Here is a 20601-nt window from a genome sequence, read left to right on the forward strand (position 1 = left end):
ATCACCTCTAGCGTATTTCATCAACAATTCCATCTCTTATGATGATGGTTTTCCCTTTTTCTATGTCTTCCCAGCGGGTACCCTTTTGAACCTCAATAATCGCCTGGACTTCTTTTTCTTTCAATTCGCTTCCTAACGGTAGCATATGTAATTGTTCTATTTGAAAATCGAGCAGCTGGACTTTTTCCTGCCTCATTTGAATTTCCTTTTCAAAATGCTTTTTTAGACTGGCCGGATGCAGTTTTTTGGTTTTTTCCTGTTTTTTCAGTTCAAACCTCAGCTGATCACTTTCTTTCTGCAGCTGCTTTTTTTTGGCCATATAGCCTTCCAGCAGTTCTTTCTTGCTGTTCTCTGTCAGCACCTGCTTAACTGTAACCGATTGAATGATGTTCACGTACAGCGCCTCCCAAATTGATCCGATTAAAAAAACGGCTTTACTGACTGCTGTCAAATTCTTAGTTGGCGATGTTTATATTTTAACTTTTCTGGTGTAATGCTGTGTTACTTTATATATTCTGCCCGCTGATTTCAGAACGGGTCACTTGCTTTCCGCTGGGAGAGATGAGAGCCTCCTCGGCTTCGCCTGCCTGTGAGGTCTTTCACTTTCCTTACTTCCCGCAGGAAATTTGATAAGCTTCCACGAAATTACACCGCACAAAGGAAATGCGTCAGCATTTTCGAGGATCAAATGCCCCTCCACTCCAATCAACTCAGCAGATTGAATAATATTTTAAATCAGAGGACAATAAAGTTCAAACAGCAGGATTTTTTAGATTGTAAAAAAAGGAGGGGAAGCCCCTCCTTTTTTTGGTAATACCCTGCTCAATGCAGGATAATTATTCTATGATCTCTAAAAAGATCTTCTTTTGTTCTGATGAACCTGCTGCATAGACAACGGTCCGTATTGCTTTCGCAACGCGCCCTTGCTTCCCAATTACTTTCCCCATGTCATTCTTGTTGACGGAAAGCTGATAGGTTACGCGCTGATCCTCTTCTTGGACATTCACTTGAACATCTTCCGGAAAATCAACTAGGGGCTTAACAATCGTTTCGATAAGCTCTTTCATCTTATAATGAATTACTTACCGTTTTTAGCGTTATGGAATTTCTCCATAATGCCTTGCTTAGAGAAAAGGTTGCGTACTGTATCAGATGGCTTAGCACCTGTCTGAAGCCATTTAAGAGCCAACTCTTCATTGATTTCAACGATCGCTGGTTGAGCAACCGGGTTGTAAGTTCCTACTGTTTCAATGAAACGTCCGTCACGAGGAGAACGAGAATCAGCTACAACAATACGATAGAAAGGGTTTTTGTGAGCACCCATACGCTTTAAACGAATTTTTACTGCCATTTTAAATAAGCACCTCCGAATAGTTTCACACAAGATAGTATAATATCAGATTGTTAATTAGTTTGTAAAGGTTTTTTTCTTTACATCTTATGAAAAGCTTTGCTGACAGCTTAAAAAGGGTTAAAAGGAAGCTTAAATCCGCCTTTTTTCTTGCCTTTTTGCTGCATGCCAGCCATTTGCTTCATCATCTTTTTCATGTCTTCAAATTGCTTCAGCAGACGGTTAACTTCAGGCACGGTTCTTCCGCTTCCCTTGGCAATCCGTTTGCGGCGGCTTGCATTGATGATTTCAGGGTGAGTTTTCTCTTCCTTCGTCATCGATTTAATAATCGCTTCAACATGAGTGATTTGCTTCTCGTCGATTTGGATATTATTCAAGCCTTTGATTTTGTTTGCACCAGGCATCATTTTCAGCAGCTCATCGAGCGGTCCCATGCTGCGGACCTGACCAAGCTGATCCAAAAAATCATCGAATGTGAAAGAAGCCGTGCGCATCTTCTGCTCAAGCTCTTTTGCCTTTTTTTCATCCACATTGGCCTGTGCTTTTTCAATTAGGGATAGGACATCTCCCATACCTAATATACGGGACGCCATCCGTTCTGGATGGAACGCTTCAAGCGCATCCAGTTTTTCCCCAAGACCGACGAATTTAATCGGCGTGTTTGTTACGGATCTAATGGATAGAGCGGCACCGCCTCGAGTATCGCCATCCAGCTTCGTCAGGACAACCCCAGTAAGACCCAGCAGATCATTGAAGCTTTGCGCTACATTAACCGCATCTTGACCAGTCATGGCGTCTACAACAAGGAAGATTTCATCTGGATTGGAAAGCTCTTTGATTTGCTTTAGCTCATCCATTAAGGCTTCATCCACATGCAGCCTTCCTGCTGTATCGATCAGAACATAATCATGATGATCCTCTTTTGCCTTTGCGATTGCCTGTTTTGCAATTTCAACAGGACTGACTTGATCACCAAGGGAGAAGACCGGCATATTAAGCTGTTTGCCAAGTGTTTCGAGCTGTTTAATCGCCGCAGGGCGGTAAATATCTGCAGCAACCAGCATCGGATTGCGGTTATACTTTTTGCGGAGCAGGTTTGCAAGCTTTCCGGTTGTAGTCGTTTTACCGGCACCCTGAAGACCGACCATCATAATGACTGTCGGGGGACGATTGGAGACAGCAATTTTGCTTTGCTCTCCGCCCATCAGTTCCGTTAATTCTTCTTTAACAACCTTAATGACTTGCTGTCCTGGCGTCAGGCTCTTTAATACTTCCTGTCCGACAGCACGTTCGCTGACTTTTTTGACAAACTCTTTGACGACTTTGAAGTTTACGTCCGCTTCCAAAAGGGCGAGACGGACTTCACGCATCATTTCTTTTACATCCGCTTCATTGATTTTGCCTTTTCCGCGGATCTTCTGAATTGTATTTTGCAGTCGGTCGGCCAATCCTTCAAATGCCATATATGCCGCCTCCTAATCTAATTTCTCAAGCTCTGCCACTGCTTCTTCCAATGCTTCTCGGGAAGGGGAGCCTTCCTGAAGCATCACTTTTATTTCTGCAATCAGCTTGCTGCGCTCTTGAAATTTATGAAATAATAATAGCTTTTCTTCATACTCTTCAAGCATTGCTTCTGTTCTTTTAATGTTGTCATATACCGCTTGCCGGCTAACATCATATTCCTCGGCAATCTCTCCAAGCGAAAAATCATCCAGGTAGTACAGGGACATATAGCTTCTCTGCTTAGGAGTTAACAACGATTGATAGAAATCATATAGGTAGTTCATCCTCGTTGTTTTTTCGAGCATTCCCTATTCCCCCTTGTTAAGTGAAAAGCCTTTACAAAGTAAGTTTACATAGAAGTTCATAGCATGTCAAGAAAATATCTTTACAGGGTTAATTATTCATTTTATTTTCACTTTATAATTTAGCCCGTTGATTTCAGCACGGGGCACTTGGCTTTCCGCGGGGAGGAACGGGAGCCTCTGAGCAGGAGTCAAGTGCGCTGCAATCAGCTCAGCGATCTATAATACTTTTCTAAATCCAGCATACGTTATTGAAAAATCCCCACTTACTTTTTCCTGTTTTTTGCATCCAGCAGCCTTTTCATGCGTTCTTCTCTTTCTTTCGGCGAGGATTCTGCTGGAGGTTTTGGCCGGTTTGTTTTTTTCTTTTCTTTTGTTTTTTCCGGTGTTTCTTTTACAGTAGTTCCCCCTTGAAGTTTATCAGGCATCTGCACGGAAGGAGATTTTTTTTCCCTGGAAGCTTTAAGGTTTTGAATTTTAATAGGAGCCTCTGGCTTTTCCTTTTTATTTCTGTTTTTCTTCAAAATTCCCGCAGCGATAGCAGTTAAGCCAAAGCGCCTTAAAGCGATTTCTGAAAAAAAGATCAGGAATGCAGCGAGAAGCAGCCATTCGCTGATTGGCTGTTTGGTGCTGGCTGGTTTTTTGAGCGGTCGGAAAGCTTCTTCTCCGCTTTCCAGCTCCTTGCCGCCAGTCATTTTTGAGAGTGTCTCCAAATGCTCTTTATTTGTACCCTTTTGCAAATACTCTTCTGAATAGGGAATAGTAAAACCAGTCTGATGAACCTGTATATTCCCATTTTGATCTGTCTGTTTAATATTTAAAAAATACATTCCTGCACTTTCAGGCATTGCCGCCTCATATTTACCTGGAGCAGTAAGCCTAATATTGGCTTCTATCTGATCGCCCGTTTCCGATACGATGGATGCCTCAATTGGCAAAGATCTGCTTGCCGCAGACTCCAGGCTGAGCACTGTATTGCCATCCTTATTCTCAACAGCAACCCTGTATGGTTCACTTTCATATTGCGGCAGGGTTTTGGTGACAAGCTGATTAATAAATGATGGCCACTTTTCCCATCTGGCCCAATCTCCTGACCATTTGCCCGAGGAGTCGGATGTAAAGGCAGCTGCCCGCCCCATTCCGTATCGCCATTCAGCAAGTACAGGATCCTCTATTTCGCTTAACAGCGGCACCTGTGCTCGCGGCTTGGCCGCAGCAGCTATATAGGCATTCATTTCCGGAACACCTTTTTCAAAGAGTGAGGACCAGTCCGGGTAGGGCTGAACACTTGGAAAGAATGGATTGTCTTCGATATAGGTTCTCGTAGCCATTACGGTTTCACGTGATAAAATGCTCGGAATGATGGAAGAGTCTGTAACATCATAAAAACGCCCTAATCCCATTCCCGCAAGATCTTCAAGAAGCCCTCTATCAGCATCCTGACCAAGTGCAACAGTTGATAGAGTGATATTTTTCTCTTTCCCGCCTTCGATTAAAAGCTCATAGTCTCCATTTGTGGCAGATTGGCCATCTGTCAGCAAAATAATATGCTTTCTCTGAAGCTGCAATTCTTCAAGCTCACTGTAGGCTTGTTCCAGAGAAGTAAAGATTTCTGTCCCCCCGCCTGGAGTTATAGATCTGATTTTTTCAATTGCCTTCTTTTTATCTTTGAGAGGCTCGGTTTCAAGGATTTCCCATGGCCGGTCATCAAATGCAATGAATCCGAGTGTATCTTCTTCACGCAGCAGTTCCACTGATCGGACAGCCGCTTCTTTTGCCAATTCAATTTTATTCCTGGCCATGCTTCCAGAGCGGTCCATAACTAATACCAGGCCTAAGGAAGGCATTTCTTTCTTGCCCTTGATATCCATATCCACCGGCAGCAATTTCTCAATCGGAGTTTTAAAATAGCCCCCCAGCCCGAAGCTTTCTTCACCGCCGAACATAATAAAACCAGTGCCGAATTCCTTAACTGCCTTCTCCATTAGCGTCATTTGATGCTCTGAGATAACTGTTGCAGGAACATTATTAAAAATAATCGACTGATATTGCAAATACCCTGAGAGAACGGTTGGAAGCTTCTCAGGGAGAACCGTGTCTGTCTCGAGGCCTGAACCTTTTAACAGATTCGCAATATCACCCGCGTCCTTCCCTTGTACGATCAGGACCTTAGGAGTTCCCTTAACATTAACAACCGAGTGCAGTGTATTGTTTTCAGAGAAGGTGTCCTGGTCAGCAGCTATCTCTGCCTTATATACCGTTAACCCTGCAGTATCTGCCTTGTGAGTAAAGGTATATACATTTTTCCCTTCATTCACTTGAACGCTTTCCTTTAAAACCTCTTTATGATTTACAGATAATCTGATATCAGCTTCTTTGGCAATATTGCTGGTAACTTCTATTGTAATCGGAGCCTCTTCTCCTAAATAAAGTGATGGAGGCATCTTTAATTCTGAAATTGATACATCGTCACCTGCTGCTGTTCTTAATGGCACATGGTCAATCTCGATATTTCGATTCTTTAAAACTGAGGCAGCCTCCAGGCTTTTGCCTGCCGTTTCATTTCCGTCCGTCATCAAGACAATTCTGCCAGAAGAATCCCTCGGAATGAGTGAAGCGGCAAATTGCAGGCCTGCTTCCAGATTCGATTGAGAATCATCTGCTTTCCCGTTAAATTCGGTAATAGCTTCACGGTTCCTGCCCAAATTCTGTTCAAGCACCACATTTTTGCCAAAAGCCGCCACCGCAAATTGATCCTCACTTTTCCTTTTGCTGGCACTGTTTTCTATCCAGGCAAGTGCTTCATCATTTGAACCGATGCTTGCAGAGCGGTCTGCAAGATATACGACGGTCTGCCCCTTAACCGGAAGGAGGACCTGCGGGACGGTTAGTGCAAAAATTAACAATGAGAAAATGACCAGTCTTAGACTGGCAATCCAAAATTTTTCGTTGCCTTTTCCTCTGTGATTTCGAATAAACAAAAAAACCATAATGACAGCAGGAATCAGGAACAGAAACAGGAAGGGATATTTAACCTCGATGCCCACGGCGATATACCTCCCATTCGATAGCAATCAGTATAAAAGCAATTAAAGCCAGCCAGAACCAGAGGCTTTCGTTGGGCCTTTGGATCATGCTGTTTTTTTCAGATGATTTGTCATTCACTGTAAAAGATTCTGCTATTTCTGCATTTTTCTCCCTTTCATCCAGAAGGACAGAAAAATAATAAATTTGATTTCCTGATACCGCCTGGTAAGTTCCGGGAATCACAGGAGCTTTAAAGTTTTCTTTGTTTAGATCAAGGGAGTAGAGATTTTCGTCTTTATTATTGAAAATCTCCCATCTTCCATTTCCTTTGCCAATATTTATCCATCTCTCTTCTCCGGCGCTGAAATATCCAAGGAAATCTGATTGCTGGGATAACCACTGGTAAGAGTTATACAAAAAGATCGGAAAACCTGGCATGAGCGGCCAATCTGTGTCGGATAGATCGAAATTGACAATAATAATTGGCTGTCCATTCTGCATTCCCCTCTGTATTAAAGGAATGTCTCCACTTTTCAAAACAGTCTCCCATTCTCCTTTCAATGCAGCGGAAGCGGAACTGATATACACACGCCCAAAGTCTGCATATTCAAATAAAGGATCCTCATCCCCCGAAATTGCCTCTTTTAGTTTTGTTTTTTCCTTGCCTGTGTTAAAAAAGATCATTGGCAGCTCTGGAAGTTCCGATAATGTGCTTCCTTCTGCTACAACCACACCCTTCATTTCAAAACCTTTGAGAGCAGCTGGATCCGTCTGCAGCAATTCGGCTCCTATGGTTTGAAAGCCCTTCACCGCAAACGGATTTACATCCCCCATTGTGTATACCTTTGGTTCTGGGTCTGTGTAAATAGAGGCTGCGAAATTATCTGCTCTGTAGCCGTCATTAATGGAAACGGATGCCTCATAATAAGGTTTTTCAGGCAGGTTTTTAATTTGGACGGTTGTTTGTTCATTTGCTTTCAATGATAAATTTTGTTCAAACAAGACTTCATCCTCAAATTGGACGGTAAAACCTGTTTCTATATTTTCGGAAGACTGGTTTTCTATCACGGCAATGGCTGAGATACCATCACCAGCTGCAGCTGTCCCAAACGATTGCAGCGAGACGTTCCTTGCATCCTCTCCGATATTATGTGCAACAGTGTATAGGCCAGCCAGTTCCTCCATTAAATCATTCTTTACAGCCGAATCTGAAAAAATATGAAGAGCTGTGTCTTTTCCAGAAGATAAGGAACCTGCCAAAAGAATGGCTTTATCCATATTTTCATGTTCATAAGTAAGTTTCAGCCCATCAATGGTTCTGCGAATGGCATTTGGATCATCTTCACGGCTTAATAGGATCTCATTTTTCTCTCCTGCTTTAATCAGGGTTACCTGATGGCCATTAAGTTTGCCGGCAAGGTCAAGCATTTCCTCTTTTGCCATCTCAAAACGGCTCTTTCCTCCGTGTTCAGCCGACATAGAGGCGGATGGGTCTATAATGATGATTAAATGTTCTCCTTTTAAAGAATCTTCAAGCCAAAATGGGCGCACAAGGGCCAGCATCAATAAGATCAGAGCCAATAATTGCAGCCAAAATAATAGATTCTGCTGAAGATTTTTCAGCCAAGGGGAAGCCTGCCATTCGTTCAGCACCTGCTCCCAGAGCAGATTGGATGAAACGGTCTTTTCAGTGTACTGCTTCCGAAAGAAATAAAATAAGATAACAGCCCCTATGAAAATGGCTAATACAAAATAGATAGGATTTAAGAATTGCATTGTGTCCTCACCTGACCAGCCCCTTCGCATACAGATCCCTGAAAAGAACTGACTGAAGATCTCTTGTTTCCGGAGCAAAGATATACTGGCCGCCATACCGTTTGCATAAAATCTCAAGCTGTTCATTATGTTCTTTTAGGCGCTTTTCATATTCAGCTAATATGGAAGGGCTCATGCTGACATTTACAGCAGTCCCAATTTCACTATCAATCAACTTTATATCTCCAGAATATGCAGGAGTAAGCTCTTCATCTGCCTGCACCTGAAATAGCCAGAACTCCTGTTTTAACCCCCTGAGCTTCCTAAAAAGGCTTTCCCAATCCTGAAGGGGCTCAAAGCCATCCGCTATTATTACAGCAAGCTGCTGATGTTTAGAAAGAGTTTCTTTCAGACAGCCCAGAAAGTTTGTGGACTGAGCTGCAGGTTCAATTTTTTGGGTTTCCATGAACGTTCGCCTGCTGTAAACAGAGCCTTTCCTTTTGATAGGCTGTACGCCTGCAGAAGAAACTGCTGAAAAGAAAAGCCGGTCTTCACTTGAAAGCACCATAAAGCTTAAAGCTGATGCCAGCGCTTTGGCATATTCCCATTTCTGCTGGATTTTTGTCATTGAAGACGTTGCATCCAGGTAAACTGCAATAGAAAGCTCCTGCTCATCCAGGAAGCGTTTAATATAATGTTTTTGTGTTCTGCCATAGACATTCCAATCTATTTGCCGAATATCGTCACCAGGCTGATAGGCCCTGAAATCAGAGAATTCCATGGAAGATCCGAATTTATGGGATTTCCTGGACCCTGAATGATATCCTCTTTTCCTTGTCTTTGCAGCAATCTTTCGTTTTTGAAGCTTTCCAAGAATAGCTTGATGGCTGTTCATCAGCTCTTAGCTCCCCAGGAAGTTTCTTTTAACAAAACTTCAATAATTGAATCCGCTGAAATACCCGCTGCTTCTCCCTCAAAGTTCAAAATAAGACGATGCCGCAAAACCGGATAGGCAACGTTTTTAATGTCCCCTATTGATACATGGAATCGTCCGGAGCACATGGCTCTTGCTTTTGCCATACTTATCAGACTCTGAAGGCCGCGTGGACCGCTCCCATATTGGACGTGCTTTTTCACTGTTTCTGGTGCCCCCTCTGAATCCGGGTGCGTTGCAGTGACCATCCAAACGGCATAATCCAGGATTTCATCTGATAGGAGAATTTCTCTCGAAAGCTCCTGAAGAGCAATGACATCCTTCAATCCGGCAGCTTTATTTAAATGGATTTTTTGCGACCCCGTTGTCCTCCTGGCAATTTCTTTTAATTCTTCTTTAGTCGGATACACAACATTCACCTTGCATAAAAACCGGTCCGTTTGTGCTTCCGGCAAGGGATAAGTCCCTTCCATATCAATCGGGTTTTGAGTTGCGAGTACAAAAAATGGCTTTTCCATCTTTTTGGTTTCGCCCATAATCGTGACCGTTTTTTCTCCCATTGCCTCGAGCAGGGCACTTTGTGTTTTTGGTGTTGCCCTGTTAATTTCATCTGCAAGAATGATGTTGGCGAAAATGGGCCCTTTATGAAAACTGAATGTTTGCCTGCCAGCTTCATCAGGCTGAAGCAGCATGGTTCCAGTTATATCTGAAGGCATAATATCAGGGGTGAATTGAATGCGTGAAAATTTAAGATCAAGTACTTCAGCAATGGTTTTAATGAGCATAGTTTTACCCAGCCCTGGCAAACCTTCAAGCAAAACATGCCCTCCTGAGAATATGCTCCATAGTACATGTTCGACCACTTCTTCCTGGCCGACTATAAATGATTGAATTTCATCTTTTACTCTTGCAATGATATCTGCCGCTTGTGCGAATTGCTGTTCTTTTTCCTGTGTTACCGACATTGCAGTCACTCCTTGTCAGGATCTATACTAGTAAAATAACTTTTAACGATTTCCTCTAAATCAGCCGGAAGCTTGTACCGGTCCGTACTTTGCCTGTATGCCTTTTCATAATTCCCAAAAACTTCACTGTATGGTCTGATATTCCCTTTTAAGACAGGGCCTTCCCCTTCAAACTGTTGTCCTGGATTCCCCTGTCCAAGGCTGCCGTTGTCATTTTCAATATTCGTCTTCCCTTCCATGCCAGATGGGATGGTGAGCAGCTCCCTAGACCCCTGTCCGAGCCCGGCACCTCCTCCAAGACCGCTGCCTGAACCATTCCCTGAGCCAGCCCCGGTACCAGATCCCGAACCATTTCCTGAGCCGGTTCCATTTCCTGAGCCGCTGCCTGAACCCGCTCCGCTGCCATTGCTGCTGTTTGAGCTATTGCCAGCTTGATTTTGATTATTTTGCTGATTTGAATTATTCTGCTGCCCCTGCTGAGGCGTATGGGAGGCGTTTCCTGAACTGCCAGGCTGGCCAGGCGGCGAAAACGCTAGCTGTCCCGAGGGCATTCCATTCGCAGCCATCTGCTGCTGTAAAGAAACCCCTGAACTCTGCAGAGCTTCCTGTGCTGCAGCCAGCTGTTTTAAAAGCTCTTCTGATTGCAATGCCTTTTCGAGCTGATCCAGGAGACTTGTCAGCTCTTCTTCAGACAACTGTGCATCACTTCCAGTAAGCTCTTTCAAGGCATTTCTTTGATATTCATTAAGTTCCTTTCTCTGCTTATCAAGCTTTGAAAACTCTTCCCTAAAGGAAGCCAGATCTTTTTCTTTCAGCATTCGGCTTAATTGTTCTAACCCGCTCTTATCAAGATTATTTTTAATATTATCCAGGGCTATTGATTTTTCTTTTTCTTTAATTGCTTTCAACTCAAAGCTTTTTGTTTGTTTCTCTAATTCCTTCAAAGCTTCCTCAGCTGACTTTTTTTCTGCAATCTTGTCTTTTGCTTCTTCTAATGCTTTTTTCACTTCAGGATTCTTTTCATTCTCAGCTTTTTTCTCAAGTTTCTCTTTAGCTTCTTCAATTATCTTGATTTCTTTTTCCTGTTTTAGCGCCAATTCCATTTTCTCGCCGGGAATCATGTACAAAAGCACTGCCAGACCTAGGAAAGACAAAAACATTAGAAAAGGTTTAGGAAGAATGAAAGTTTTCTTCCTGCCTAAAACCTGATGATGCACCTTTTTCATATGCTTTACTGCATCTGCCAGCTGCAATCTTGCAAGAATGCCATCATCGTGAAGGAAAGAATGGGCTGTAATGACCCTGTCTTCAGCTACAAACGTGTTATACAATGATGCAGTCTGGATCATGTCAGGACGCTTCTTCCAAATTCGAAAAGCTGCATAAATAGCAGACAGAAATAAAATCAGCAGGAGATAGTTTTGGAGAAATGGGATAACAAAAAATCTTGCAGCCATCATAAGAAAAAAGGCCAAGACAGCAGCCGATAAAAGGAACACCTGGAATTCCTTAACGATCAGCTGAAATAGGAGCTGTCTTTTTACCGGTTTTAAAAGTCTAAGATATTGATTGCGGTTTTCCACCGATATCATTCCCTTATTAAAATTTACGGGCAATCCCGTCTCCCAGGGATTTGCCCGAATAAATACTAGCCCTTTTTCATATTGGGACGGAGTTTTTTTATGCTCAGCAGAATAGCTCCAATGAAAATCAATGTGTACGAAATTAAGTATGAAATCCATAAAGGAAATTCAATGCCTGTTGATCTAGTAATTTCATTGGTCATTTCCGGCTCAAAGGTGCTCATTAGAATAATGACCGGGTTAAGCATAGCCGGGAAGTATGCAAGAGGATTTGTTGGCTGAGTCCCTGTATAGCCATATGCATTGGTTAATTGCATAAAAATCAAAGTCAGGAATGCCGTTCCTCCAGCTAGAAATAAAGTAACCCCATAGGTGGTAACCATCGAGACAATTGTTTTTCTAATGACCGTTGAAAATAAGACCCCGAGACTTCCATAAACCAGGATGGTAAATAAATAAAATCCCATTGTCGTAAGCAGCTGACCTGGGGAAATACCTCCAAATAAAAACACAAAGCTATAGAGAGGCAAACTTGCCGCAATAAGCAAAATCAAATATGAAATGGAAGAAATCAGCTTGCTCAAAATAATGCTAGAAGAGCTTTGGGTCGTCGTGAGCATGATATTTAAGGTCTGCCTCTCTCTTTCACTGCTAATAACCCCAGCTGTTAAACCGGGAGTAATAAACAGAATTAAGCCAAGCTGCAATATAGATAGGACCATAAACATTGTCCGGCTCTGATCAGGTTTAAAAAAGCCCTGCATGTTATTTGACAATGATTCTATAAAGATAAAACCAACAATGATCAGCCCTAATGCCAAGAGGTAAAAGAGTACCCCCAGGTAGCTTTTAAAGCTGCGGAAGCGGAGCTTAAACTCTTTATTCAGAACAGGATTTACGACTAAATTCTTCATGTCAGCTCAACTCCCTTTGTAATTTCCATAAAGACATCTTCCAGATCCGTTTCTGCTTCTGCAAAGCTGGTGATCGCTAAATTATTTAAAATGGCTCTTTTCAGCAGTTCTGTTTGTTCTTCAGCTGTCCCTTTATAAATAAACTGAAAAGATGCTCCGTCTTCCAGTAAAGCCAATTTAAATATATTAGGATCATCCTCAAAGAAAGAAACGGCCTTTTCTGAACTTCCATGAACTTTTACAATGATCAGCCTTTCTCCCCTCAGCTGTGACTGAATATCAGCAACAGACCCCTGAGCCACCAGTTTTCCCTGGTCAATAATGCCGATGGTATCGCACATTTCTGCAAGTTCAGGCAGTATATGTGAAGATATTAAAATTGTTTTGCCCATGCTTTTCAATTCTTTTAATATTTCCCTCATTTCAACCCTTGCTCTTGGGTCAAGTCCTGATGCAGGTTCATCCAGAATCAGCACTTCAGGATCATGGATAAGACACCTGGCCAGGCAGAGACGCTGCTTCATGCCTCTTGATAATAGGTCTACATATGACTCTCTTTTATTTGACAAGTTGACTAGGTCGAGAAGCTGCGGTATCAGCTTCTCGCGTTCTGCGAATGGTATGCCGTAACTCGCACCGTAGAAGTGCAGATATTCATCAGCCTTAAGCTGGTCATAAACCCCGAAGAAATCCGGCATATAGCCTATCTGCTTCCTCACGAGTTTTGAATCCTTTTGAACATCATACCCGTTTACGTACGCAGAGCCCGAAGTGGGGGCAAGTAAGGTTGCCAAAATGGAGAAGGTTGTGGATTTTCCTGCACCATTCTGTCCGACAAAACCAAATACACTGCCTTTTTCTATATTTAAATTTAAAGAATCAAGTGCTGTAAATTTTCCGTATCTTTTCGATAAATCCATAATTTCGATCATTTTGCCACCTCCCCTTTGATCGTAACAGCCGGCAATTGAACGAAAGGATCACCCTGAGCTGATTTATTCAGCTTCATAATAAAACGGCCTTCTTTCGAAACGTACTGGGTTAAGTCATCTTTACTTGTCAGCTTTATGCTCCTTTGATCTGGTTCAATCGGCAGCCACTCACCCGTTTTATGGTTTTTTATCGAATACTGTACGTTTTGGCTATTGATCCTTACCGAAATTTCTTCTAATCTATATGTTTTCTCTTTTAGCTGCTTCGGGAGGCTGAGAATATATTCATATTCTCCGTCTTCAAGCATCATTTCTGCATTCGTGCTGCCCATGCCTTTTTCATAAATCTGACCCTGGATCACATTCCAATCAGCTGCCATCATTCCATCCTTCAATGTAAAGGATCCGGAGAACTCATTTATGGCCTCAAATGGCTGAAGGATCAGATTTGTGTTATTCTGTTTTTCCTTCTTCCCTCTCATGGCTACATCAATAATTGATTCTTTTGTAATCCCCGCAAGGACTGGCTGAGCAACATCCCCAAGCAGAAATGTAGTGGAGGCATATTCAAGCTTTTCTCTTCTTAACCTATTTATATCATTTTGGCCATTGGCAGGATATGCCCCATTAAAAGTTCCTCCATATGGTCTGCTCAGCAGGGACTGCTTTATGGTTTTATCCACTTTAATTGCCTCATCTTTCTTGATTGGCCCTAATTTGATTGCTTCATTGCCTGACCAAATATATAATTCTTCAAAATCATACTCACTTTCGTTTTTGATTGTTCCAGTTAATCTCTTTTCCTTAAGGGTGAGGTCCGCTTTAAACTTCCCATTGATATCGGTCTGGGCCTTTCCGTAAATTGTTTTGGATGACCAATATTCTACCTCAGGGAAAATAATCTCATTGTTTTTTACCTTTTCAGCCATGATTCCGCCTCTAAGGGGATCTGATGTATTGGAATTGTTTGAATAAACCACTGCATTAAATTCACCCTTGGGCATTGAGAGGGTATATTCACCGCTTTTATTTGAAAGCAGGGTTGATGCCTGATATCCGGTAAGCAGATTGTTATTCACTTTATAGATCCCCATCTGGTTCAGCTGCGGCTGAGAAATTCTATCTTTTGCTCCCATTCCAAAGACAGCTGTCCCCATTAATATGGCGATGGAAGGAATGATCCACCAGGAATGCTCCCGTTTATCAAGCTTTCTTAATACAAAATAAAGAACAGGCACTATCAGAATAATATAACCGGCAAAAAGGCCAATAAGCTGCCCGATTGAAAAATTGGATGCAGGAAAGAATTCATTCACTTCTGCAAATTCCCAATACAGCTGGTCCAGGTAATCCTGAGAATATGGGCTGGATCCAATGCCGGCACCTGTTGCCTGATTAATAAAGTCTGCAAACCATGTGTTGTATCCCTGCCATGAAGATAAAGGCTCATCTCCCAGTGAAAAAGCTGTCTGCAGAATCGTCCCGCTTCCATACTCCTTTTTCACTGCTGCTGGAAGATCCCCGCTTTCAGCGATAACTTCTGCACCCGCTTCAATGGGACCAGTAAAGAAGTTGAGTTCTTTAAAATCCGGCTCCTCGCTCTTTGCTGACTGCAGGAATTTTACTGTACCGGCGGCCTCGTTTTCAGATTTCATTGGCAGCAAAGAATATAGTTCTCCATAGGCACCGCTTGCATCAGGTCCTCCTCCGGCAATCAATGCTCCACCGTTGTAAACCCAGTTCCTTATAGCTTGTTGCTGTTTGTCACTAAGCTGGGATATCTTGAATTCATCAATCAGCAAATAATCGAGTGTTTCCAATCCTGTCGCTTCATCCGGCAAATCTTCCTTATTAAGTTCAATTATCGATTTTGAAGGAAGCGTCCTCAATTCTTTTACACGGTCATAGTTTTCACTGAGAACACCAATTACTTCAGTTGCCGTATCTATAAATTTCGGCTTTAATGTATTTTCGCCTTTAAAACTAACCTTTTTTCCGTTTTTCCAATCACCTTCATAAAGAGTCAGTAAAGGTATGTTCTGATACATGGAAGGGTGGTCCTCTGTCATGCCAGGGATGGAAACCAGGTATTCCTTAGCTGTTCCGGCAGGAAGGTCTACTTTTATAGTAACCGCACCGCTCGTATTGTAGGATGGATGGTAACTTATCAGCAAATCCCCGCTAAAAGCCTCTCCTGTATTTTCCATCTTAATCCGCAGAGGAAACCCCTCTCCTCTTTTCACTTTTCCGCCAAAGCCCTCATCTATAGAAACTTTGATGTCTGTGCTGGCAGCTTCTGCTGTTTGGAATGGATGAAACATTAACACAAAACAGAATAAAGCCATGATGATCACTTTTAATTTTCCGTGCAACCCAATCTCCCCCATTAAAAATCTTAAGTATCTGCCTTATGTTTTTTTTAGGCAGTCTTTAAAAATATAAATTATTGCCAGCCTGATGACTTCTTCCTTAGTATAGACGCAGCCGGCTGACAAAAAGTTCCTGCGGATATTTATTTAATTTGTTTGTCAGACCAAACTTGAAAGACCTTTATTAACACAGTGTAATTTTACACTAAAAAGTATAAATTTCAAACTATTTTTTATATTTTAAATTTCGTAAAAAAACAGCCGGAGAACTCGCTCTCCGGCTGTGTAACAATTTTATTCTTCCTCTTCTTCTTCTGCTTCTCTTTCGACTATGTCGGCAAAGAGTCCATAGACATACTGTTCTGCATTGAATTCCTGCAGGTCATCCATTTTTTCACCTAAACCTACAAATTTCACCGGGATTTCAAGTTCATTTCTGATTGCAAGAACGATGCCGCCCTTTGCAGTTCCATCCAGTTTTGTAAGAACAATACCAGAAACATCAGTAGCTTCCTTGAAGGTCTTAGCCTGAATCATGGCATTTTGTCCAGTTGTAGCATCAAGTACTAGCAATACTTCATGCGGGGCCCCCGGTACTTCCCTTTCTATTACACGCTTTACTTTCTCTAATTCTTTCATTAGATTGACTTTATTCTGCAGGCGTCCCGCAGTGTCACAGATTAAAATATCAGCTTTGCGGGACTTGGCAGATTGAACGGCATCATACATGACAGCTGCAGGGTCAGAGCCAGCTCCCTGCTTAATGACATCAACGCCGACACGTTCTCCCCACACCTCAAGCTGTTCAATCGCTCCTGCACGGAAGGTATCTCCTGCTGCAAGCAGGACATTTTTTCCTTCATTTTTGAACTTATGGGCAAGTTTTCCGATCGTGGTCGTTTTACCGACTCCGTTAACACCAACAAATAGGATAACAGTTAGTCCCTCAGATTGAATATTTAATTCTGTGGAGGTTTCGCCTGCACTGTCATAAATTTCTACAAGCTTTTCTGAGATGACAGCCTGCACATCGCGAGGATCCTGAATATTCTTGCGTTTTACTTCCCTTCTCAGCTCTTCGACCAATTCCATGACAGTGTCGAATCCAACATCCGCCCCAATTAAGATTTCTTCCAGTTCCTCAAAAAATTCCTCATCCACTTTACGGTACCTGGATACAAGGTCATTTACCTTATTTGAAAAATTATCGCGCGTTTTGGTTAATCCGTCTTTAAACTTTTCAGTAACACTATCTGTCTGCTTAGTGATTTTTTCTTTTAGTTTTTTAAAGAAACTCATGTTTTCACTTCCTTTTAAAAGCAATATGTATTAGTCCGGAACAGGTTGTAAACTGTCCCGCATTAAAGCTGCTATTGAGTAATTAGTTCCCTGGTTTCTTCCAGACGTACAGATACCAGTTTGGAAACACCGGATTCCTGCATGGTTACACCGTAAAGGACATCCGCTTCTTCCATTGTTCCTTTTCTGTGGGTAATAACGATGAACTGGGTGACGTCGCTGTATCTCTTTAAGTATTGGCTGAACCTTTGCACGTTTGCTTCATCCAAGGCTGCCTCTACTTCATCAAGGATACAGAATGGAACAGGACGTACTTTCAAAATGGAAAACAGCAATGCAATTGCTGTAAGTGCCCTTTCTCCTCCAGATAATAATCCGAGGTTCTGCAGTTTCTTGCCTGGAGGCTGTGCGACAATTTCCACACCTGTATTCAATAAATCATCAGGCTGGGTCAAGCGTAAATCGGCTCTGCCGCCGCCGAATAAAGATTGGAAAACCGACTCAAAATGGAAACGGATCCCTTCGAAGGTTTCTTCAAATCGCCTTTTCATTTCAACATCCATTTCATCGATAACCTGGAATAACGTATCTTTTGCTTCCTGAAGATCTGTTTTTTGTTCAAGCAGGAATTCATATCGTTCAGATACTCTGTCATATTCTTCGATTGCCCCGAGGTTCACAGCCCCAAGCTCTTCCATTGCCAGCTTTATGAGTTTTACTTTTTTTCGTGCTTCATCAATCTCAATCTCCAGCGGATATTCCTCTTTAGCTCCTTCAAAAGACAACAGATATTCTTCCCTTAAATGATTCAGCCTATTTTCCAGCTCAACATCAAGCCGGTTCTGCTTAACTTCCTCATCTTTCAAAACTTCTACCAGGCCTTTATGCTGGCGTTTTAATTCTTTTGCCTCAAGTTCCAAGTCCTCTAAAGATGTTTGGAGCTTTAAGCGCTCATCCCTTCTTGAAGCAATCAACTCAAGCGTTTCATTCTTTTCTTTTAATTTTTGCTGTGCTGCCTCTTCCAGATGCTGCTCACCTGAAGAGCTATTCGTCATTTCAGATGATAGCAGTTCTAAATCCTCTTTTACTGTTTTCAGCTTATCCCTGTTAGCAGCAAGCTCAGAAATTAGTGCGGCTAGTTTGTCCTCAGCATGATTCAGCTGTTCACTTTTGGAAGCGAAGCTGATTTTCAGCTCATTTATTTCAGATACAAGAGTTTCCTTTGAAGTCTGCTGGGTGTTTTTTCTTTCTGTTAATGCTTTAATCTCATTATCAAGATCAGCTATTTGTTTTTGCTGCTGCTCCAATAGATCTGCAAGCTCACTCTTTCTGGTCAGCAGTCTTTCTCTATCTTCCGAAAACTGTGCTTTGTCCATATCATAAAGAGATAAGCGCTCATTAATGCTTTTCTCCTCAAACTCTACTTCTAGAAGCTCTCCTTTTACCCTCTGTTCCATCAAACGAAGCTCTTCACCTGTTTTTCTAAGCTGTTCAATGCGTGTTTCCTGTTTTTGAATTTCGCTTTTTTGCAGTTTCACTTGTTTTTCGAGGTTAGCTGTTTTGGATTCCATGTCCAAAATTCGTGATTTCAGCTCTTCAAGTTCACCTTTGCGTGAAAGAATGGAAGTGCTTTTCTGTTTCAGGGCTCCTCCCGTCATGGACCCGCCGGGATTAACCACATCTCCATCAATAGTAACGAGTCTCACACGGTATTGAAGAAGCTTCGCCAGTTCATTGGCTCCTTTAAGGTCACGTGCAATAACAACATTGCCAAGCAGGTTTTCAATAGCAGACTGATGCCTTCCTTCAAACCGGATCAGCGTAGCAGCTTCACCAATAAAGGCGGGATGGCCTTGAACCGATTGCAGTTGCCCGGTATTAAGCCTTTTCCCCTTCACTACGCTTAACGGCAGGAAAGTTGCTCTTCCGTATGAATTCTTTTTCAGGAATTGGATGGCACTTCTCCCATCCTGCTCATTTTGTACGATGATATGCTGCATGGCACCGCCAAGAGCAGTTTCAATCGCCGTTTCGTACTCTTTTGGCACCTGAATTAATTCCGCTACGGCTCCTTCAATTCCCTGCAGCTTGCTGCCCCTTGCTTTCAATATTTCCTTTACACCTTGGAAAAAGCCCGAAAAGTCTTCTTCCATTTCTTCAAGCATTTCCTGCCTGGATTTTGCCTGCTGCAAATACTGATAAGCCTGATACAATGTTTTTTCCTGCTTTTGATAATTATTCTTTAATGATTCAAGCTTGCGGTCTTCCGTTCGAAAAACATGTACCTGACTCTCTATTTCTTTTTGCAGGCTTTCAAGTTCTGATTGTATCTTTTGCTTTTTCTCTTCATTTTTCTTGCGGTCGGCAATATACTTTTCGTTATCCATCTCAAGCTTAGAACTGCGCTGACCCTGCTGGCTGAGCTGCTGATCAATATTCTGCAGTTCGTTTCTTGAAGCCGCCTGGCTATTCAGCACTTCAATATAATCACTTTTCAGCGATTCAATTTTCTCTTCCGTATTTTCACTGAAGAGTTTGAGCTGTTCCTGCTTTTCCTTTAATGCTTTCTGAAGTTTAACTGCTTCTTCCTTTATTTTTCCTTTGAGAGCCGACTGCTTTTCTTCTTGCTCTTTTAATTCAGTTATCTTCGAAGAAAGTTCCTCCATGTTTCGATGAAGCTGGTCTTTATTCTGGCTGGCATTTTTCTTTCGCTCTTTTAGGACTTCTTTTCTGCCTTCCAGTTTTTCAAGCTCTTCACTGGCATGAAGGAGTACGTCCTGTAAATCATTTACTGATTCATCGATTGCAGCAATATGATCCTTTAACTCTTCCATTTTGGCTTCTTTGTTCTGAATAACTGCCGATAGCTTCATTTCATCTTCTGTATGCCGTTCAAGCTGACGTGAAAGCTGCTCCCATTTTGAATGCAGGTCTTCTATCTCATAGACTGTAAGGGCAACTTCAATTTTCTCAAGCTCTTCCTTCTGCTGCAGATAATCTTTTGCAATCGAAGCCTGAATTTTCAAAGGCTCTACCTGGCTTTCAAGTTCATGAAGAATATCATTCACCCTGTTTAAATTATCCTGGGTTTCAGAAAGTTTGCCTTCCGCTTTTTTCTTTCTTGTCTTATATTTAAGCACACCAGCCGCTTCTTCGAATATCGTCCGGCGTTCTTCAGCTTTGCTGTTTAGAATTTCCTCTACCCTGCCCTGGCTTATTATTGAAAAAGCTTCCCTGCCAAGGCCTGAATCCATAAATAAATCTACGATATCTTTTAATCTGCATGTTTGCTTATTGATTAGGTATTCACTGTCTCCAGATCGGTAAACCCTTCTTGTAACACTGACTTCACTGTATTCAATCGGCAGACCCTGATCGCCGTTATCAAGGGTCAGTGTAACCTCAGCAAAATTCTGCGCTCTCCGGGAATCACTGCCAGCAAAAATGACATCCTCCATTTTCGCGCCGCGAAGGGACTTAGCTGATTGTTCCCCCAATACCCAGCGTATGGCATCTGTTATATTGCTTTTTCCGCTTCCATTTGGACCTACAACTGCCGTAACGCCTGGAACAAAATCAACCGTGATCCGCTCAGCAAATGACTTAAATCCAATAACATCAAGCCTTTTTAAAAACAACCTTGCTCCCCCTCTGTCTCCTCCAAGTT

The 20601-nt window shown here is 42.3% G+C and carries 15 protein-coding genes; all 15 read right to left on the minus strand.

Annotated elements, in window-relative coordinates; all coding sequences use genetic code 11:
• Window positions 1–7: 7 nt before the first annotated feature.
• Window positions 8–394 (minus strand): YlqD family protein, encoded by a 387-nt coding sequence (locus tag NR125_RS02670; protein WP_009330782.1) that lies wholly within the window; start codon window positions 392–394, stop codon window positions 8–10.
• Between the two features lie 442 nt (window positions 395–836).
• A complete protein-coding gene (locus tag NR125_RS02675) occupies window positions 837–1067 on the minus strand; it encodes a KH domain-containing protein (RefSeq protein WP_009330783.1) in 231 nt (76 codons plus the stop codon).
• Between the two features lie 11 nt (window positions 1068–1078).
• Complete coding sequence (rpsP, locus tag NR125_RS02680) at window positions 1079–1351, minus strand: 30S ribosomal protein S16 (protein WP_009330784.1); 273 nt, start codon at window positions 1349–1351, stop codon at window positions 1079–1081.
• A gap of 110 nt (window positions 1352–1461) precedes the next feature.
• Entirely contained in the window at window positions 1462–2814 is a 1353-nt protein-coding gene (ffh, locus tag NR125_RS02685; protein ID WP_256814700.1) for a signal recognition particle protein, read from the minus strand.
• A 12-nt stretch (window positions 2815–2826) separates the two neighbouring features.
• Window positions 2827–3159 carry a putative DNA-binding protein gene (locus NR125_RS02690; protein ID WP_009330786.1) on the minus strand — a complete coding sequence of 111 codons (333 nt, stop codon included), beginning with the start codon at window positions 3157–3159 and terminating at the stop codon, window positions 2827–2829.
• A 263-nt stretch (window positions 3160–3422) separates the two neighbouring features.
• Window positions 3423–6203 carry a VWA domain-containing protein gene (locus NR125_RS02695; protein ID WP_256814701.1) on the minus strand — a complete coding sequence of 927 codons (2781 nt, stop codon included), beginning with the start codon at window positions 6201–6203 and terminating at the stop codon, window positions 3423–3425.
• Window positions 6187–7959: a vWA domain-containing protein gene (locus NR125_RS02700; RefSeq protein ID WP_009330789.1), complete on the minus strand. Its 1773-nt coding sequence runs from the start codon at window positions 7957–7959 to the stop codon at window positions 6187–6189. The genes NR125_RS02695 and NR125_RS02700 overlap by 17 nt, the downstream gene beginning before the upstream one ends.
• A 7-nt stretch (window positions 7960–7966) precedes the next feature.
• On the minus strand, window positions 7967–8833 hold the full coding sequence (locus tag NR125_RS02705) for a DUF58 domain-containing protein (RefSeq protein WP_009330790.1): 867 nt from the start codon (window positions 8831–8833) through the stop codon (window positions 7967–7969).
• The gene (locus NR125_RS02710) at window positions 8833–9837 is read right to left on the minus strand and encodes an AAA family ATPase (protein WP_071156622.1); all 1005 of its coding nucleotides are present in this window, start codon (window positions 9835–9837) and stop codon (window positions 8833–8835) included. The genes NR125_RS02705 and NR125_RS02710 overlap by 1 nt, the downstream gene beginning before the upstream one ends.
• Window positions 9838–9842: 5 nt before the next feature.
• Window positions 9843–11429: a hypothetical protein gene (locus NR125_RS02715; RefSeq protein WP_256814702.1), complete on the minus strand. Its 1587-nt coding sequence runs from the start codon at window positions 11427–11429 to the stop codon at window positions 9843–9845.
• Between the two features lie 56 nt (window positions 11430–11485).
• Window positions 11486–12334: an ABC transporter permease gene (locus NR125_RS02720; RefSeq protein ID WP_256814703.1), complete on the minus strand. Its 849-nt coding sequence runs from the start codon at window positions 12332–12334 to the stop codon at window positions 11486–11488.
• Window positions 12331–13266 (minus strand): ABC transporter ATP-binding protein, encoded by a 936-nt coding sequence (locus tag NR125_RS02725; protein WP_009330794.1) that lies wholly within the window; start codon window positions 13264–13266, stop codon window positions 12331–12333. The genes NR125_RS02720 and NR125_RS02725 overlap by 4 nt, the downstream gene beginning before the upstream one ends.
• Entirely contained in the window at window positions 13263–15638 is a 2376-nt protein-coding gene (locus NR125_RS02730; RefSeq protein WP_009330795.1) for a hypothetical protein, read from the minus strand. The genes NR125_RS02725 and NR125_RS02730 overlap by 4 nt, the downstream gene beginning before the upstream one ends.
• A gap of 291 nt (window positions 15639–15929) precedes the next feature.
• Window positions 15930–16934 carry a signal recognition particle-docking protein FtsY gene (ftsY, locus tag NR125_RS02735; protein ID WP_009330796.1) on the minus strand — a complete coding sequence of 335 codons (1005 nt, stop codon included), beginning with the start codon at window positions 16932–16934 and terminating at the stop codon, window positions 15930–15932.
• 71 nt (window positions 16935–17005) lie between these two features.
• The gene (smc, locus tag NR125_RS02740; RefSeq protein WP_071156624.1) at window positions 17006–20572 is read right to left on the minus strand and encodes a chromosome segregation protein SMC; all 3567 of its coding nucleotides are present in this window, start codon (window positions 20570–20572) and stop codon (window positions 17006–17008) included.
• Window positions 20573–20601: the final 29 nt, after the last annotated feature.

It is taken from the genome of Cytobacillus sp. Bac17, from assembly GCF_024519925.1.
Classification (GTDB): Bacteria; Bacillota; Bacilli; order Bacillales; family Cytobacillaceae; genus Cytobacillus; species Cytobacillus pseudoceanisediminis.

Excerpts from the sequence above, each read along its gene's own strand:
- NR125_RS02675 (WP_009330783.1), bottom strand. The coding sequence starts at position 1,067 with ATGAAAGAGCTTATCGAAACGATTGTTAAGCCCCTAGTTGATTTTCCG.
- rpsP (WP_009330784.1), bottom strand. The coding sequence starts at position 1,351 with ATGGCAGTAAAAATTCGTTTAAAGCGTATGGGTGCTCACAAAAACCCT.
- ffh (WP_256814700.1), bottom strand. The coding sequence starts at position 2,814 with ATGGCATTTGAAGGATTGGCCGACCGACTGCAAAATACAATTCAGAAG.
- NR125_RS02690 (WP_009330786.1), bottom strand. The coding sequence starts at position 3,159 with ATGCTCGAAAAAACAACGAGGATGAACTACCTATATGATTTCTATCAA.
- NR125_RS02700 (WP_009330789.1), bottom strand. The coding sequence starts at position 7,959 with ATGCAATTCTTAAATCCTATCTATTTTGTATTAGCCATTTTCATAGGG.
- NR125_RS02705 (WP_009330790.1), bottom strand. The coding sequence starts at position 8,833 with ATGAACAGCCATCAAGCTATTCTTGGAAAGCTTCAAAAACGAAAGATT.
- NR125_RS02710 (WP_071156622.1), bottom strand. The coding sequence starts at position 9,837 with ATGTCGGTAACACAGGAAAAAGAACAGCAATTCGCACAAGCGGCAGAT.
- NR125_RS02715 (WP_256814702.1), bottom strand. The coding sequence starts at position 11,429 with ATGATATCGGTGGAAAACCGCAATCAATATCTTAGACTTTTAAAACCG.
- NR125_RS02720 (WP_256814703.1), bottom strand. The coding sequence starts at position 12,334 with ATGAAGAATTTAGTCGTAAATCCTGTTCTGAATAAAGAGTTTAAGCTC.
- NR125_RS02725 (WP_009330794.1), bottom strand. The coding sequence starts at position 13,266 with ATGATCGAAATTATGGATTTATCGAAAAGATACGGAAAATTTACAGCA.
- ftsY (WP_009330796.1), bottom strand. The coding sequence starts at position 16,934 with ATGAGTTTCTTTAAAAAACTAAAAGAAAAAATCACTAAGCAGACAGAT.